Raw genomic sequence first — 16,141 nt, forward strand, 5'->3', positions numbered from 1 at the left:
CGTCATTTCAATTTTAAAATGACGCTTTTCATTTGTTTATGTGGATTCACGAATAATTAAGGTTGCTGGATATTCGATAATTTTACGCTTAATAGATTCCTCTTCATTTATATATAGTAGTATCTCACTAACAGTTCGTTTACTTAGCTCAACGATTGGAATATCAATTGTACTAATTGTTGGAGTTGTAACTGTGCAAATTAATTGATTATCATAACCGCAAACGGCAAGGTCAGTAGGGATAGTATATCCTTTTAAAGAAGCACCTTTAATTACTCCAGCAGCAACTTGATCATTTCCAGTAAAGAGCGCAGTGGGTCTATTTTTTAATTTATCTAACCTCTCAAAGATTCGAATTCCATCTTTAATAGTAATTGCATCTCCAAATAACCAACTTTTTTTGTAAGATAATTGTTGTTCTTTTAATGCATGCAGATATCCTTGTTTGCGTTTTAATTGTGCTTGACTATTAAGGGAATCAAAACAAAAGCCAATCTTTTTGTGTCCTTTACTTATTAAATGTTTTACAGCTTTGTATCCGGCTTCAAATTCATCATAGCAAATTATCGGAATAGGTGCATTTTCCTCATATTCATTACAAAGTAATATTGGGCCATATGCTAAATAATGCTCTATATTTTCCCAATCATTTTCTAAGGATGCGAGAATTACACCATCTACCGCTTTATTCTTTAGTAATGAAAGTAATTCAAGCTCTATTTTTTTTTCATAAAAAGTCTGATAAATCAGTGATTTGTAATTGTGTTTTAGAAGTTCTTTAGAAATTTCTCTAGCTAATTTTCCGAAAAAAGGATGATCTATATTTGGAATCGATAGAGCGATGGTTTGTGTCTTATTCACCCTAAGATTTCTAGCGATAGAACTAGGAGTATAGTTTAATTCTTTCATTATTTGTATTATTTTCTCGCGTTTTTCTGGATTTACATAAGGATGATTATTTAAAACTCTTGAAACAGTAGCATTTGAAACATTGCATAATTTAGCTATTTCATTAATTGTTACCATAAAGAATCCCTCCGAAAAAAATGTTGACATGTAATCGATAACATAAAATATAGTCTACTCATGATTTTCAAAATAATTTCTTAGAGGTGATTTAACGTGAAAACTCTTACTACAATTTCTGGCCATAGCAAAGACAATTTAGCTTTATTAAAGTGCCTGCAGGGAGAAACGAAAGAGAAAGAATTTGAAATTAGTAATGTATTACCGAATCACAAAATGAAAGAGAAATTATTTAGAGAAAATAAATTGAAAATAGATATTGATATAGAAAAAGATATTTTCAATTATAGCAGAAAAAATATACAGAAAATATAATTTATGCCAGTTAATCGGCTGATTTCTCAAAGTGAAATTGACGGAATAATAGGAACTTTAAAAGAGGTTTTACCGACAGGTCAATTCACAAGTGGACCATTTTCTAAAAAATTAGAAGAAGTAATTGGGGACTATTTAAACAAGAAGTTTGTAATTGCAACAAGTAGTGGAACAGACGCACTTATGGTGTCTTTGTTATCTATTGGTATTCAGCCAGGCGATGAAGTGATTATGCCAGCTAATAGTTTTGCTGCTACTGAAAATGCAGTGTTAGCAATTGGAGCAAAACCTGTATTTGTAGATATTGATCACAAGAGTTATTGTATTGATCCACTTAAAATAGAAGAAGCAATAACCCAAAAAACAATATGGATTTTACCTGTTCATTTGTATGGTAAACAATGTGATATGAAAAGAATTCGTGAAATTGCAGATGTTTATCAGTTGAGAATTATTGAAGATGCATGTCAGGCTATTTGTTCCTCAAACCTTGGAGAATATGGAGATATTATTATTCTGAGTTTTAATCCATATAAAAACTTTGGTGTATGTGGTAAGGCGGGTGCAATAGTTACTAATAATGAAAATCTTGCAATTCGTTGTAATCAATATAGTTATCATGGATTTGAAGTTGATAAAAAAATAAAAAAGTATTAGATTTTAGCTTTAATTCTAAAATTGATAACCTTCAAGCAGCTATTGATTTAGAGAGAATTAAGTTCCTATCGTATAACAATTTAAAGAGAGTATCTTTGGCTCAACGATATATACGCAATTTAAAAGAATTAGAGGATAGAGAATTAATAAAGCTACCTAGGATGACAGAAGATAATGTTTGGCATCTTTTTCCGATTAGAATTATAAATGGAAGAAGAGATGAGGTGAAAAATAAATTGTACCAGTTGTATAACATTGAAACAGATATTTATTATCCAGTATTATCTCATAAACATAATACTAAGCTGGTAAAGAAAAATTATATACAGGATACTTTATTAAACACAGAGCAAGTTCATAAGGAAATATTACATTTACCTTTACATCCAAACTTGTTGTTAGAGGAACAAAATTTTGTTTTGGAGGGATTAATTAATGTCAATAAGTAATGAAGTTTTAAAGTCTTTAGTTTTTGAAAGGTTACCACAGGTTAAAAATCCTAAATATATAGTGTTCTGTGATTTTGATGAAACTTATTATCCTCATAATATGGATAATTTTAGAAGGAACAATTTGGAATTATTAGAAAAATACTTGTATGAACACGCAAGTAAAGGAGATTTGGTCATTGGTTGGGTAACTGGAAGTAGTTTAGAATCAATTGTTGAGAAAATGAAAAAAGGTGGTATTAAATATTTCCCTCATTTTGTGGCGAGTGGATTAGGTACGGAAATAACGTACTTTGATAGTAATGGGACTACTATGGATGATCAAGTTTGGGAAGAGAGAATAGTAGAGGGAGGGTTTGATTCTGCGAAAATTAAAAGAATTATCGAATCACTTGAAACAAAATATGAAATTTTTTTAAGACCTCAGACACAATTAGGAAGTTCTAAGTACAAATTTAATTTTTATTATGAAGAGCAAAATGAAGCTATTGATTCAAAAAATTTAGAACAGATAGAAGAAATCGGGAAGTTATACAAAGTGGGGGTAAATATTAACAAATGTAATCCATTAGCTGGTGATCCAGAAAATTGCTATGATGTAGATTTTATTCCACTTGGAACAGGTAAAGATGAAATTGTGAAATTTATGTTAGATAAGTACAAACTAGATAAAGCAAATGCAATTGCTTTTGGAGATAGTGGAAATGATTTAAGGATGTTACAAGCTGTAAGACATGGTTACTTAGTAGAAAATGCAACGGAAGAGGCTAAACATACACACGCAATGCTAGCTCAAGGTGAATACTCAATTGGAATTTTAAATACTCTAAAGCACATTATTAATTAAAGGGGATGTTCATATAATCAATATTGGAAATATAGGTGCAGGTAGTATTGCAAAAGCTCATTCTAGGGCATTATCAACAATTGATAATTGTAAATTAGTTGGAGTATATGATGTTAATTACGAGAATGCTCGAGAGTTAGTAAAAGGTTATGATGGGGAAGTTTTTAATAGTTATGAAGAGTTACTTGAAGTTGTTGATGGGATAATAATATCTTCCCCTAATTTTTGTCATAAGCCTCAAGCTGTTCAAGCGTTACTAAAAAACAAACATGTTTTAGTTGAAAAACCGATGGTAATTTCTTGTGAAGAAGCAAAATATATGATGAAAATAGCAAAGGATACTAATGTAGTTGCTGCAATGGGGGTTAACTATCGTTACTTGTCCTATATTAAGGCTTTGAAGAGCTTAATTCAAAATGGGGAATTAGGAGAGGCAGTAGTTATAAGGCTACATTTTAAAAAGAATAGCGCTTTTTAAAGAACTCTGTTTACTTGGCGGGATGACATTCAAAGTAATAAAACTAGTGGGGCATTGGGGGATTTAGGCATTCATTTAATAGATTTACTTTGGTTTTTATTTGAAAGTGATTTTAGAGAGGATACTGTTCGAACTAAAATTAAAACAAATGTTAAAGAAAAACAAAAAGTATTTGTAGATGATTATGCAGAGGTTTATGGTCAATTAACCAATAAAGTATTTGTTAATATTACAACGTCTAAAAGTTCATTCCCTGAAGATTGTGGCTTTAGTATTGAGGTAATAGGTACTAAGAAAGAATACAAGTATTCTTCTAGAGAACCTAATAAATATATAACTTTTGATGGGTTGGAAAAACAAGAAATTTTTTTGCCTTTACCGTTATTAGTTGATCCGGAAAACGAGATTTTTGAATGGGCGGATTCTTTTAGAAAGGAAATTATAAGCTGGGTTAATGCAGCAGGGGGTTCTAAAAAATTACTTGCAACATTTGAAGATGGATTACGTTCACAAATTATATTAGATTTATTCTTCAATAAAAACAAACGTAACAAAGAATTATCTGTAACAACTATTTAGTTTTATTGTAAAAAGAGGGATTTATAATTTGTAACATAAATCCCTTTTTCTTTTGAATTGGAGCTGATAAAAGGTGCGGTTAATATTTTATTTTGGGTGCTTGTTCTATTTTATTGTAGGAGTAATACATGTTTGTATGGGCAGTTTAATTCCTTCGTTACTACAATATTATGAAAGAACACCTGATCAACTAGGGATATTAATATTTTTTCAATTTACTGGATTTTTATTTGGTGTTCTTAGTTCGCCTGTTTTAGTAAAAAAGTATTATTATTTTAAAACTCTAACATTTGGGATATTAGCAATGTTAGTAGTTTTAGGAGGTTTTATATTTGTTAAAGAATGGGCATATTTAGCAGTAATTGCATTTGGATTGGGTTATGGAGCGGGTTTGTTAGAAACTACTATGGGTTCCTTTGTTATTTCAGCAGAAAAGAATAGTGCTGCTAAATTCAGCATTCTTGAAGTATGGTTTGGGATTGGAGCACTGGGGTTTCCTTTATTAGTCAATTATTTTATAAAATTTTATACATGGTATTTCATTTTATATGGAATCTTGCTATTTCTTATTTTCACACTATTAGTTTGGTACTTGTTTGGGAGTGCTAAATTTAATAATCTTTCTCCACGAAAGAATGAAAAGGAAGTATCACTATCCCCATTAACTGTTAGCTTTAAAAATGGAAAAGTAAAAATTATATTATTTATATCACTTTTTGCATTCTTATATGCAGGTATAGAAACCAATCTTGCAAATTTTTTATCTACAATTATGATTCTTAATAATAATGAATTAATTAGTTCAATAAGTATATCTTGTTTCTGGCTAGCAATAGTTATCGGAAGGATTTTTATAGGTAAGCTTGTTCATAAGTTTAATTATTGGATATATATTTCATCTAGTTGCTTCACATTAGTAATTCTCTTATTTCTATTCCCCTTTGTTCGTAGTACAGGTATGTATTTATCTGTAATCTTCATTATTGGTTTAGTCATAGCTGGCATTTTCCCGATAACACTTATTTTAGCTTCCCGTATTATGGAAAATAATATTGATGAAGTGACTAGTTTATTTATTGCATCAGCAAGTTTGGGAGGAGCTCTAGTTTCCTTTCTAATTAGTTGGAGCTTATCATTAAATACTATAAATATTACCTTTGGGATATTTTCATTTTTTGCTTTTATTCTTGGTTGCATTATTTTAAAGATGAGGAAAATCTCCAATTATAGTAATAAAGATGTTAAAAAAATAGAAAGCATGAAATCTTTATAGAAAATATTTTTATGTATAGAATGTGTAAAAAAGAAAATTATAGTATAAATTGACAGAAAATTGATAAAAGAATTGAGAAAGCTGAAAATTCAGTATTTTAAGTATATTTTTAGCGTTGTAGTGTGTAATATATTCAGCAGAGCTATATCATAAAAAATAGGATTATAGACTAACAATAGAATTATGTGTAAGTATTTCTGAGTAAAAATAGTATTCGAGTTCATATAGGCTATATATCAACTGCTATACATTAGTTTAAAAACAAATATAGAAAAGTGTGGTAATGGATCCACATGAATTATATTTGCAATCTATTATTTTTACCTTAGCTGTTTAGTAGTTTGTATTTACATACATATGTAAATACATTTTTGTTACATGCAATTATTCAAAAGGGAGGTAATATAATAATGGCTATTCGAAAACATTTAATTACTCTTGAGGATCTTACTGATAGTGATATTAACCAAATTGTAACTCGTGGGGTAGAGTTTGCCACAGGTAAATCGCAACCTAATCAAATATTAGCGGGAAATATAATTGGGATTTACTTCCGTAAAACATCGACTAGAACTCGATCGGCATTTTCTGTTGCAGCATTAAAGATGGGTGCACAAATTGTAACGTATGGTCCAAATGATTTGCAAGAAAATACAGGGGAGTCTATAGAAGACACTACTCAAGTACTTTCGCGAATGCTGGATGCACTAGTAGCAAGAACTGCAGATAGTCAAAAGGAAATGGAAAAGCTGGCATCTCAAAGTCGTATGGCAGTCATTAATGCAATGAGTACGGAAGAACATCCAACACAAGCGCTAACAGACTTAACAACAATGAAACAAAAATTTGGTGAAATAGCTGGATTACGGGTTTTATATATGGGAGAAGGTAATAACAGTGCTGCAGCTCTAGCTCTTTCTTTATCTCGTTTTCCAGGTACGGAGTTATATCTTTTTACACCTGCTGGTTATGGAGTGTCTCCAAGTGTGCTTGAAAAATCAAAAGAATATGCACGATTATCTGGTGCTAAAGTTATTGAATGTCATGATATAAAAATGTTACCTAGTGAAGTGGATGTTGTATATACAACAAGGTGGCAAACAACAGGGACAAGCAAAATAGATCCTTTATGGAAAGATGCATTTAATCCATTTGCAGTGACAGAGAGAATTTTGACTTTATATCCGGAAGCTACTTTCATGCATGACCTCCCAGCACACCGGGGGGAAGAAGTAGCAGCAACAGTTATTGATGGACCGAAAAGTATTGTATTTACCCAGGCCGAAAACAAGCTAAATAGTGCTATGGCAGTACTTGAATGGTGCTTAGCTTATCGCTACTAAAGAATCTAGCATTTATTGTCTTTCAGGTATAAGTTCTATTTGAAATACATTCGAAAGAACATTTACAACTATTTATCTTTAATTATTTTTTTAGATTTTAACCAAGAAAGGAAGCAAATTATGCTCAAGAAATTAGAGAGTTTAGAAAGGGTAATCGGCAACACACCTATGATTAAATTAGAGCATGAAAAGATTAATCTGTATGCAAAACTAGAATATCACAATTTAATGAATAGTGTTAAAGTGCGTGCTGCTCACCATATTTTAAAATCAGCAATAAGTCGCGGTGAAGTGACTGAAAATTCTACAATTATTGAATCTTCATCTGGTAACTTTGCGGTTGCTCTTGCTACTCTTTGTAGGTATATTGGCCTGAAATTCATACCAGTTATTGATCCAAATATTAATGATAGTTATGAGAATTTTTTGAGAGCAACTTCCTATCAAGTAGCTAAAGTGGATGAACGAGATGAAACAGGTGGCTATTTATTAACGCGTTTAAATAAGGTGGAAGAACTTTTAAATACTATTCCTAATGCATACTGGACAAATCAATATAATAATGCTGATAACTTTGAAGCCCATTATCAAGGAATTGGTGGAGAAATATCTAATGATTTTAAACAGTTAGATTATGCCTTCATTGGAGTGAGTACTGGAGGAACTATCGCTGGGGTATCTACACGATTAAAAGAAAAATTCCCTAATATTAAAATTATTGCGGTAGATAGTCAAGGGTCCATTATTTTTGGTGATAAGCCTCGTAAACGGTACATACCAGGAATTGGTGCCAGTATGATACCTGGTATGGTTAAAAAAGCATTGATTGATGATGTAATGATTGTACCGGAGGTTCATACTGTTGCAGGTTGTTATGAGCTATTTAATAAACATGCAATATTTGCTGGTGGATCATCAGGAACTTCATATTATGCAATCCAAAAGTATTTTGAAAATAAGGATGTTCAAAATACACCTAATGTTGTTTTCTTGTGTCCTGATAATGGACAAGCTTACACATCAACTATTTACAACGTAGAATGGGTAGAATGGCTTAATACACAAAAATCAGTAGAAGACCAATTAGTTTCTTTATAAAAATGATATAGAAATGAGGAAGCAATTATGATGTATTTAAATACCAAACATATCAATGAAATGGGTGTTAATTGGGAAGAAACAATAAATGTCATTTCAAAGGCAGTAAAAAGTCTTGATTCAGAAGATTTTTCTCAGCCAATTAAGCCATACTTACGTTTCGATGATCCGGCTAATAGAATTATTGCTATGCCAGCTTATATTGGAGGAGAATTTAAGGTTTCAGGAATCAAATGGATAGCTAGTTTTCCGAAGAATATTGAGAAAGGTATTCAACGTGCTCATTCAGTTACTATATTAAATGATGCTATGACTGGAAAACCATTTGCGACACTTAATACAGCAATGGTTAGTGTAATACGAACAGCTTCTGTTACAGGGTTAATGATTCGAGAGTTTGCCAAGTTAAGAGATTTAAATAATATTAAAGTTGGAATTATTGGATTTGGACCAATTGGTCAGATGCATTTAAAGATGGTAACTGCCCTATTAGGCGATAAAATCGAAAGTGTTTACTTATATGATATTAATGGAATTAAAGACGAATTAATTCCTGAGGAAATTTATTCTAAAACTCAAAAGGTTAATGCATATGAAGAAGCCTATAATGATGCTGATATTTTTATTACTTGTACTGTTTCTGCAGAAGGTTATATTGATAAGAAACCTAAGGATGGGGCGCTACTACTAAATGTTTCTCTTCGTGATTTTAAGCCTGATATCTTAGAATATACAAAATCCCTAGTTGTTGATAATTGGGAAGAAGTCTGTCGTGAAAAAACTGATGTTGAAAGGATGCACCTTGAAAGAGGTTTACAAAAAGAAGATACAGTATCAATTGCTGACGTTGTAATCCGAGGAGCACTGCAAAACTTCCCTTATGACAAAGCAATATTATTCAATCCAATGGGTATGGCCATTTTTGATGTAGCCATTGCTGCTTATTACTATCAAAGGGCTAGGGAAAAGAAAATTGGTGTTTTATTAGAAGACTAGTAAAATTATTAAAGCGTAGTTTGAAATAATTGTCTAATAGCTGCTAAATATCGGTAAACACGACTAATCATTATAGAAAATTAGTTATTTGATAAGCTTAGAATTTATGTAATTATTTGAGGAGCTGTTTTTATGAGTGAAATTATTTCGGCCTTAGATCTCTTACATCCCAAGCAAATTCGCTTTCATGAATCATATGAACACAAACGATTGGAACAAATTTGTCGTGTAATGGAAAGCGAAGGTGTTTTACGGAATCCTCCCTTAGTATCTGAGCTTAGTGATGGTAATTATCTGTTACTTGATGGTGCCCATCGTATGAAGGCTATGATGGCATTAGGTTGTAAACGCGTTGCTGTACAGGTAGTACCTGATGAAAAAATAAAAATTCGTGCTTGGAATCATTTATTACCAATGGGGGAATGGGTAAATAATTTAAAGAAAGAACCTACAATAATTTGGTCAGGTAAAATTATTGCTAATAAACGTTTGCTTGCAAAAATTACAGAAGCAAATAAACAAGAACATTTTTTATATGCAAGGGATTTAAATAGCGATTTATTTACCCATTTAGAGATATGGCATCGCATTGTCGGCTTATATCAACATGAGTATACAGTACGCCGTCATTCAAATGATACTGAGGTCTGGCCTCATTCAAATGAAATATTGATGAGCTATCCAGAGTACTCGTTGATGGAACTGAAAAAGGTAATTGAAGCAAAGTTTTTAATGCCAGCGGGAGTTACTCGTACGACGCTTAGTGGTCGGTTATTGAATTTACGTATACCACTTCATATATTGCGTACGGAAGCATATCCTGCTGGTGAATGGGAAGCGTTATGTGGAATTTGGTCAAAATGTTTACGCCTTTATGACGAGCCGATATATGTTTATGATGCTTAATAAATTGTTTAGTGATTATGATGTATATTTTTTATTTATTTGTAAAAATTTCATTATATGATTTATATTAATTCCAAAATATTTTTATTATGTTATAAAAACTTTTTGAATTAGTATTTAAGACTAATCTAAGAGAGGTTTGTTATTAGATGGGGTAAATATTACCAAAAAAGATAAAGTGGAGATCTCTAAAAAATTAAAAACTTTCTTGGGTGATCAATATTCACTTGAATTAGGAGAGTACATAAGCTTTGAGATACTTGAATTTATAATAAAAGAATTAAATCCACATTTTAATCTAGCTACAAAAAATAGGTTGGAAATTCTCTTGAAAAATATAGAGAAAGAGATATATAGTGAATTAGTTTCACATGATAATAACAAAGTATAGGCAATATTACATGTATTTAAATGTAGAATAGTATAAACCTATATCTACATAATGTGTTGCTATTAATTTGGTAGAATAGCGAGGAACAAGAGAATTGATGATATACTTTTTTTAAAAGAGATGGAATTGAGAAGTGAACATACTTACAATTTCATCTTTTTATTTTTGACACGATTTTTGCAATTCAAGCTTGATATTAGATTCTGACAAAGCCTTTTAGGCAGGGTGGATTTTGTAAGAGAAATTAAATATATTAAAGTTATTTCATAATTGTAATTACAATCCTTAATCGTTATTTAGGTATTAGAAGAATTATTTAAATTAATAATCAGCATCGATTATAACAAATTTATAAAATAAAAAATATCAGTTAAGAAAATAGTGTTTAAATTTTAACGCTATAATAAGCACGTTTCTTTTTATTATATCAATATAGTTAAATATCCTATTATTTTATTTTTTTGTAAATATATCTTTATTTAATTAACATTTAATGGTATATTATTTTCAGACAATGTTGTGGTAGATTATTGAATTTATAACAACATTTTCAAAAAATAAGAAGGTAGGTATTGGAATGGAGAATGAAAAATATTTACAAGTTGTAGAAGATGAAGAGCTTGAACAATTAGTTGGTGGTATAGGACCTGGTTATATTGAAACTTTAACTAAAGATTGTCCAAGAGTGACACCTCAAATATGTTTACCGATTAATGGAATCTGGACTTGTAAAAGATGCTACTAATAGTTAAAGAGAGTAAGGCAAAAGGCCTTACTCTCTTTAATGATAATGAATTTCTAACTATTTCTCCTACCTATAAAAAGAAGAGGTTATTATGAAAAATAATTCACGTGGAATTTTAAATACAATAGATAATGTGTCCTCTTTAGTAACAAAAGAAGACCTAGAAAAAAATTTTATTATCTTTTTAGAGGATTTTTCATGTAACGATGTAATTAAGAATGATGAAAACTATAACTTTCAAAAAATAATACAAACATATGTAGCATTCTTTAAAAATATGATAATAAATAAAATTGATTTTTTTGGTAATGTTGAGAGGATTTCTGAATCGATAATGTTGGATTTAGAAAAAAGATTATATCAAGTATTAAGACCATCCTTAATTGTATACATAAATAAACTTAGAGTAGAAAAAGCTTTAATAGGAATGGATATCAATGAAGAATATAAGTATTTTACGAGGAATTTCTTTCATTTTAAAAAAATTCATGTGAATTTCTTTAAAATGTTACCTTTACTAAATGAAAAAATTTTTACAATAATTGAAAATGAAATAAATTATTTGATGTGGTTACAAGGAGCTCTTAAAAAAGATCAAAAAGAAATTCATAAAATGTCGGGTTTTAATATTATGCATCTGGAAAAAGTTACCAACCTAGGTGACTATCATAATAATGGAAAGCGAACAATCCTTTTAGAAGATAAATTTAATCATAAGATAATTTTAAAACCAGTTGATTTGAAAAATTCTATTTTATATCACAGTTTAATTAATCAACTGAATAAAGATTTAAATACAGATATCTTTATTCCACAAGTAGTTAATAAAAAAAATTATGGATATATGGAATTTATTAATCATGAATCATGTGAATCTAATGAGCAAATTAAAGATTATTATTATAATTTAGGCGTCGTGCTTTCTGTAATATATCTGATTAATGGAAGTGACATACATAATGAAAATATTATAGCTCAAGGATCCTCACCAGTCATAATTGATTTTGAGACATTAGGAAGTACATTAAATCCAAGTATCGCTGAAGAAAACAGTAGTTTTATATTATCTAATTCAGTATTAAATTCTAGAATGCTACCTATAAGGTTTAGTGGAGGTAGAGAGGTAATAAGGGATTACAGTGCAATTGGGAGAGTAATGAAGACTTTGGTAAAAACAATTAAAATAAAAAATGAATTTACATCCAATCCAATTGAAATAAGAGAAGAGACAATAATTGAAGATACAGTTCAAAATTTACCTTTTTTTAACAATGATATATACGAGTATGATAATTATATAAATGATATTATTAAAGGTTTCGAAGATGCATATAATTCAGTTTTAAAAAATAAAGAGGAATATATGTATATTTTAAAAAACAGTATTTCTAAATGGAATTATCGAAAAGTATATCGAAATACAAAAGTCTATACTCTTTTATTAGATAGACTAAATGTTCCGGATTTATTAGAGAATAAATTAAAGACTATAAAATATTTACGAAATATTCTCGAAAAAAACACATACTTGGCTACGAGGAAAGATATTATTCAAAAAGAGATAGAGGCACTATTATCCTATGATGTTCCATATTTCTTTAATAAGTATGAATGGGGGGCTTGCGAGAGTTTATCAAGTAATGAAATAGATTTAGAAATGAAATTCCAAAAAATTTCATATGCTGACTTTTTATTACAAAGAAAAATTATAGAAATATCCCTTTCCAATCAAAATGATAATCTATATAAGCTGAATTCAGTAAAGGAAACAATTAATTTTCAGACTAAATTACCTACAAATAAAATAAAGGAAGCAATTACAGGGAAAATTCTGGATGGTAGTTATATATCAAAAGGCGGTGATGTAGATTTTATTGGACTAAAAACAAATTGGCAAGGGGAGCTCGAGATAAACCATTTGAATAGTGGAATATATGATGGATTATTGGGAATAAGTTCATTATTGAGAAATAATGCTGATCCTAATTACATTGAATTTATAAATAAACTCGAACAAAAAGCCTTGTTAGAAATTCTAACCAAAAATAAGAATAATTATGGTTTTGTAAATGGTGTTAATGCTATTGTTTCTTACTATTTAACAAATTTACCGCATATAACCTCTCTTAATGAAAAGGTGATATTGCAAATATTTATGAGTATCAACTCCGATATCGAAAAAGGTGGATATAACGATAAACATTTTGATATATTAGGTGGTTCAGCCGGTCTAGTTTTAACTGCAGTTAAGTTTTATCAAGTTAATCCTAAGTATAAAATATTGCTTGAAGTGGCTGAAAATCTCGGTGACTACATTGTCAATAATATGCAAACAGATAATGAATTTGTATATTGGAAAGCTCACGATACTCTAAATTTAGAAGATTCATTAAAGGGATTTGTTCATGGATTATCAGGTCAACTTCTCGCATTTTATAAGTTAAAAGACATATTAAAAACCAATAAGTACGATAGAGTAATACATGGTATACATAAAAGTGAGAAAATGAGTACGAGTAAATATGAGTATACTGATAGCTGGTGTAAAGGGTTTAGTGGAATGGGAATATCAAGAATTAAAATTTTAGAATCATATCAAAATGAAGATATACAATCAGATTTAATCTTTTTTAAAAATCAAATCTTAAGTACATTACATGAAAACAGTGATTATTGTTTATGTCATGGTTTAATGGGGAAATTAGACTTTTTATTGGAGTTAGAAAATAGAGGTATGCTAGAGCGAAATGAAAAACAAATTGTTATGAAAGTAACAAATAACTTTTTGAATAATTTTGATATAGAAGATTTTAATCCTCATAAAATTTCATTATTTACAGGTTTAGGAAGTATTTTGTATTTTTTACAAAGGTTAGAGAATAATAAACTAAATAGCATTTTATACTTTAATGCCTAGAATAGGTGATAAATATGTTAAGAAAGAAAATTAAGTTTATACCGCAAATGACATCTTTTGATTGTGGGCCTAGTTGTCTGGCAATGATTATGCATTATTACGGTTTAGCAGTACAAGCTTCGGAAATTAGAAACAGTAAAATTATTAATAAAAAATCGTCATGGAGTTTGTTGGACATAAAAAAAGTTAGTGAATCGTATGGACTCTCTGCAACTGCATATAGGATAGAAAATATAACTGATTTACAAAGGATACAAAAGCCGATGATAGCATTTTGGGGCTTTAATCATTTTGTAATTATTGAAAGGGTTAAAGAAAATAAATTTTATATTGTAGATCCTAAGGCAGGGCCAATGGTAATCGATATAAGAAGTTTTGAAGAGATGTTTTGTAACTATATTTTAGTAATAGAAAACAAAGAAGATATACAGCCAAATATTAAAAAGCGTGAAAAACATATACTACTTAGATATATTGATCATTTTGTATCCCCTAGTCAGATTCTTTTACTAGCACTATTAGTATTATTAGCACAAATCTCAATTTTTACTTTCCCTTTTATTTTGAAAAAGTTTATGGATATTTTGAATGCTTCAAAGGAAGTTGATGTAAAATACCTTTTAATTATTTTGGGGAGTTTAATAGTTGTTATAGGGATAAAATCTATAACTTCAATTATAAAAGTAAAATTTCAAAAAGAAATTGATAGAAAAAGTACAACAAAAGTTTTTGAGCATATGTTTAATATTCCCATAGAAAAGATTACTACACGTCACGCAGGGGATTTAAATGTAAGAATCATGAGTCTAGAGTCAATACGAGGATATATTTTAGAAGATCTAATTGAAATGATTATATCAATAGTAGTTATCATTCCATTATTGATGTATCTATTATATACTGAGACTTTTTATACTTTAATATTGATGTTTTTTATTGCTAGTTCCCTATTCATCAATATTTCCTTAGGAAAATTTATATATAATGCTAATTTAGTCGAAACGTATTACCTAGGAGAACATAGAGGAAAAATTAATGAATCATTAAAAGCGATGTATTATGTAAAGGCCACGGGGATTTTTTCTAGAATTAAATCTGTATGGAAAAAAGATTATAATAAATATCTAGATACGGTACATAAAAGAGTGCTAAAACAAAATGCTTTAGAATCATTTAATAGTTCCCTATCAACAATATTTATTATCATAATGCTTGCTGTAGGATTTTATAATTTTAGTAAGGGAGAAGGGGATTTAAGTAATATTTTCTTCTTTATTGCCATATCTAGTATTATATTTTCTCCGGTTTCAACGATTATAGGATCAATTTTAAATTGGAATTCAGTTAAACCTCTTTTATTAAGAACTTTAGATATCTTGGAAGAGGTGTTAGAAAAAAATGGATCGGATACCGAAGTAGACATTCTTAGAGGCTCAATTCAATTCAATAATATTTCGTTTAGTTTTGATGATAAAAAAATAATAGAAAACTTAAGTTTAAACATTAAAAATAACGAAAGTATTGCTATTGTTGGAGAAAGTGGCAGCGGTAAATCCACTTTGGCTAACTTATTATTAAAATTACATACTCCCGATAAGGGTAATATATTAATAGACGATAGAGATATTAAAGATTGGAACAGTGAGGAACTAAGAAAAAAGGTAGGACTAATGACCCAGGATGGAGTTCTTTTTAGAGGAAGTCTATTTGAGAATTTATCTTACTTTGATATAAATTATGACCCTTTAAAAACTCAGAATGCTATAGATAAATTGAATTTAAGTAATTATATTCAATTTCAAAGTGTAACTGATATTTTTATATCTGAGGGAGGAACAAATTTCTCCGGTGGCCAAAGACAAAGGTTAGCAATGTTACGCCTGTTCATGAAAGAATATCCGATTCTTATTTTAGATGAACCAACTAACCATTTAGATAGAGAAACAGCAAATACTGTTATTGAAAATATATTTGCCTTATCGTCCACTAAGATTATTATCACTCATGACGAAAGTATTTTAGAACGTGTAGATAGAGTTTATGAGCTTTCTGATAAAAAATTAAAACAACGAGAAATATTTTCGAAATCCAAGTTGCAAACATTAGGTAAAGGATAAATAG

Annotated in this window: 11 protein-coding genes and 2 pseudogenes; 12 read left to right on the forward strand and 1 reads right to left on the reverse strand. The window is 29.5% G+C overall.

Going from position 1 to position 16,141, the window contains the following annotated elements; translation table 11 throughout:
- Positions 1-36: 36 nt before the first annotated feature.
- Positions 37-1,026, reverse strand: coding sequence for a LacI family DNA-binding transcriptional regulator (locus tag AB6801_RS27645; RefSeq protein WP_000256368.1), 990 nt, complete (start codon positions 1,024-1,026; stop codon positions 37-39).
- Between the two features lie 96 nt (positions 1,027-1,122).
- Here AB6801_RS27645 and AB6801_RS27650 point away from each other — a divergent pair.
- From AB6801_RS27650 to AB6801_RS27705, 12 genes and pseudogenes are all read left to right on the forward strand, one after another.
- Positions 1,123-2,447 (forward strand): annotated as a pseudogene (locus AB6801_RS27650) (DegT/DnrJ/EryC1/StrS aminotransferase family protein).
- Positions 2,434-3,294, forward strand: a complete 861-nt coding sequence (locus AB6801_RS27655) for an HAD-IIB family hydrolase (RefSeq protein ID WP_000028130.1) — start codon at positions 2,434-2,436, stop codon at positions 3,292-3,294. Before AB6801_RS27650 ends, AB6801_RS27655 begins: the two are co-directional and overlap by 14 nt.
- 16 nt (positions 3,295-3,310) lie before the next feature.
- Positions 3,311-4,351 (forward strand): annotated as a pseudogene (locus AB6801_RS27660) (Gfo/Idh/MocA family protein).
- Between the two features lie 73 nt (positions 4,352-4,424).
- Complete coding sequence (locus tag AB6801_RS27665; RefSeq protein ID WP_002061997.1) at positions 4,425-5,624, forward strand: MFS transporter; 1,200 nt, start codon at positions 4,425-4,427, stop codon at positions 5,622-5,624.
- A gap of 410 nt (positions 5,625-6,034) precedes the next feature.
- Entirely contained in the window at positions 6,035-6,967 is a 933-nt protein-coding gene (locus AB6801_RS27670) for an ornithine carbamoyltransferase (RefSeq protein ID WP_001007708.1), read from the forward strand.
- Positions 6,968-7,087: 120 nt separating this feature from the next.
- On the forward strand, positions 7,088-8,065 hold the full coding sequence (gene sbnA, locus AB6801_RS27675) for a 2,3-diaminopropionate biosynthesis protein SbnA (protein ID WP_000914210.1): 978 nt from the start codon (positions 7,088-7,090) through the stop codon (positions 8,063-8,065).
- A gap of 27 nt (positions 8,066-8,092) precedes the next feature.
- Positions 8,093-9,061, forward strand: a complete 969-nt coding sequence (gene sbnB, locus AB6801_RS27680; protein WP_087947955.1) for a 2,3-diaminopropionate biosynthesis protein SbnB — start codon at positions 8,093-8,095, stop codon at positions 9,059-9,061.
- 132 nt (positions 9,062-9,193) lie between these two features.
- Positions 9,194-9,967, forward strand: a complete 774-nt coding sequence (locus tag AB6801_RS27685) for a ParB N-terminal domain-containing protein (protein ID WP_001289606.1) — start codon at positions 9,194-9,196, stop codon at positions 9,965-9,967.
- A gap of 139 nt (positions 9,968-10,106) precedes the next feature.
- Positions 10,107-10,358, forward strand: coding sequence for a DUF2164 family protein (locus AB6801_RS27690; RefSeq protein WP_000923221.1), 252 nt, complete (start codon positions 10,107-10,109; stop codon positions 10,356-10,358).
- Between the two features lie 577 nt (positions 10,359-10,935).
- A complete protein-coding gene (locus tag AB6801_RS27695) occupies positions 10,936-11,103 on the forward strand; it encodes a type A2 lanthipeptide (RefSeq protein ID WP_087947956.1) in 168 nt (55 codons plus the stop codon).
- 91 nt (positions 11,104-11,194) lie between these two features.
- Positions 11,195-14,020: a type 2 lanthipeptide synthetase LanM gene (lanM, locus tag AB6801_RS27700; protein ID WP_097999340.1), complete on the forward strand. Its 2,826-nt coding sequence runs from the start codon at positions 11,195-11,197 to the stop codon at positions 14,018-14,020.
- A gap of 14 nt (positions 14,021-14,034) precedes the next feature.
- Entirely contained in the window at positions 14,035-16,137 is a 2,103-nt protein-coding gene (locus AB6801_RS27705; RefSeq protein ID WP_087947958.1) for a peptidase domain-containing ABC transporter, read from the forward strand.
- The last annotated feature ends 4 nt before the right edge of the window (positions 16,138-16,141 follow it).

The organism is Bacillus sp. RCC_6_1, from assembly GCF_041360755.1.
In the GTDB taxonomy this organism is placed as follows: Bacteria; Bacillota; Bacilli; order Bacillales; family Bacillaceae_G; genus Bacillus_A; species Bacillus_A cereus.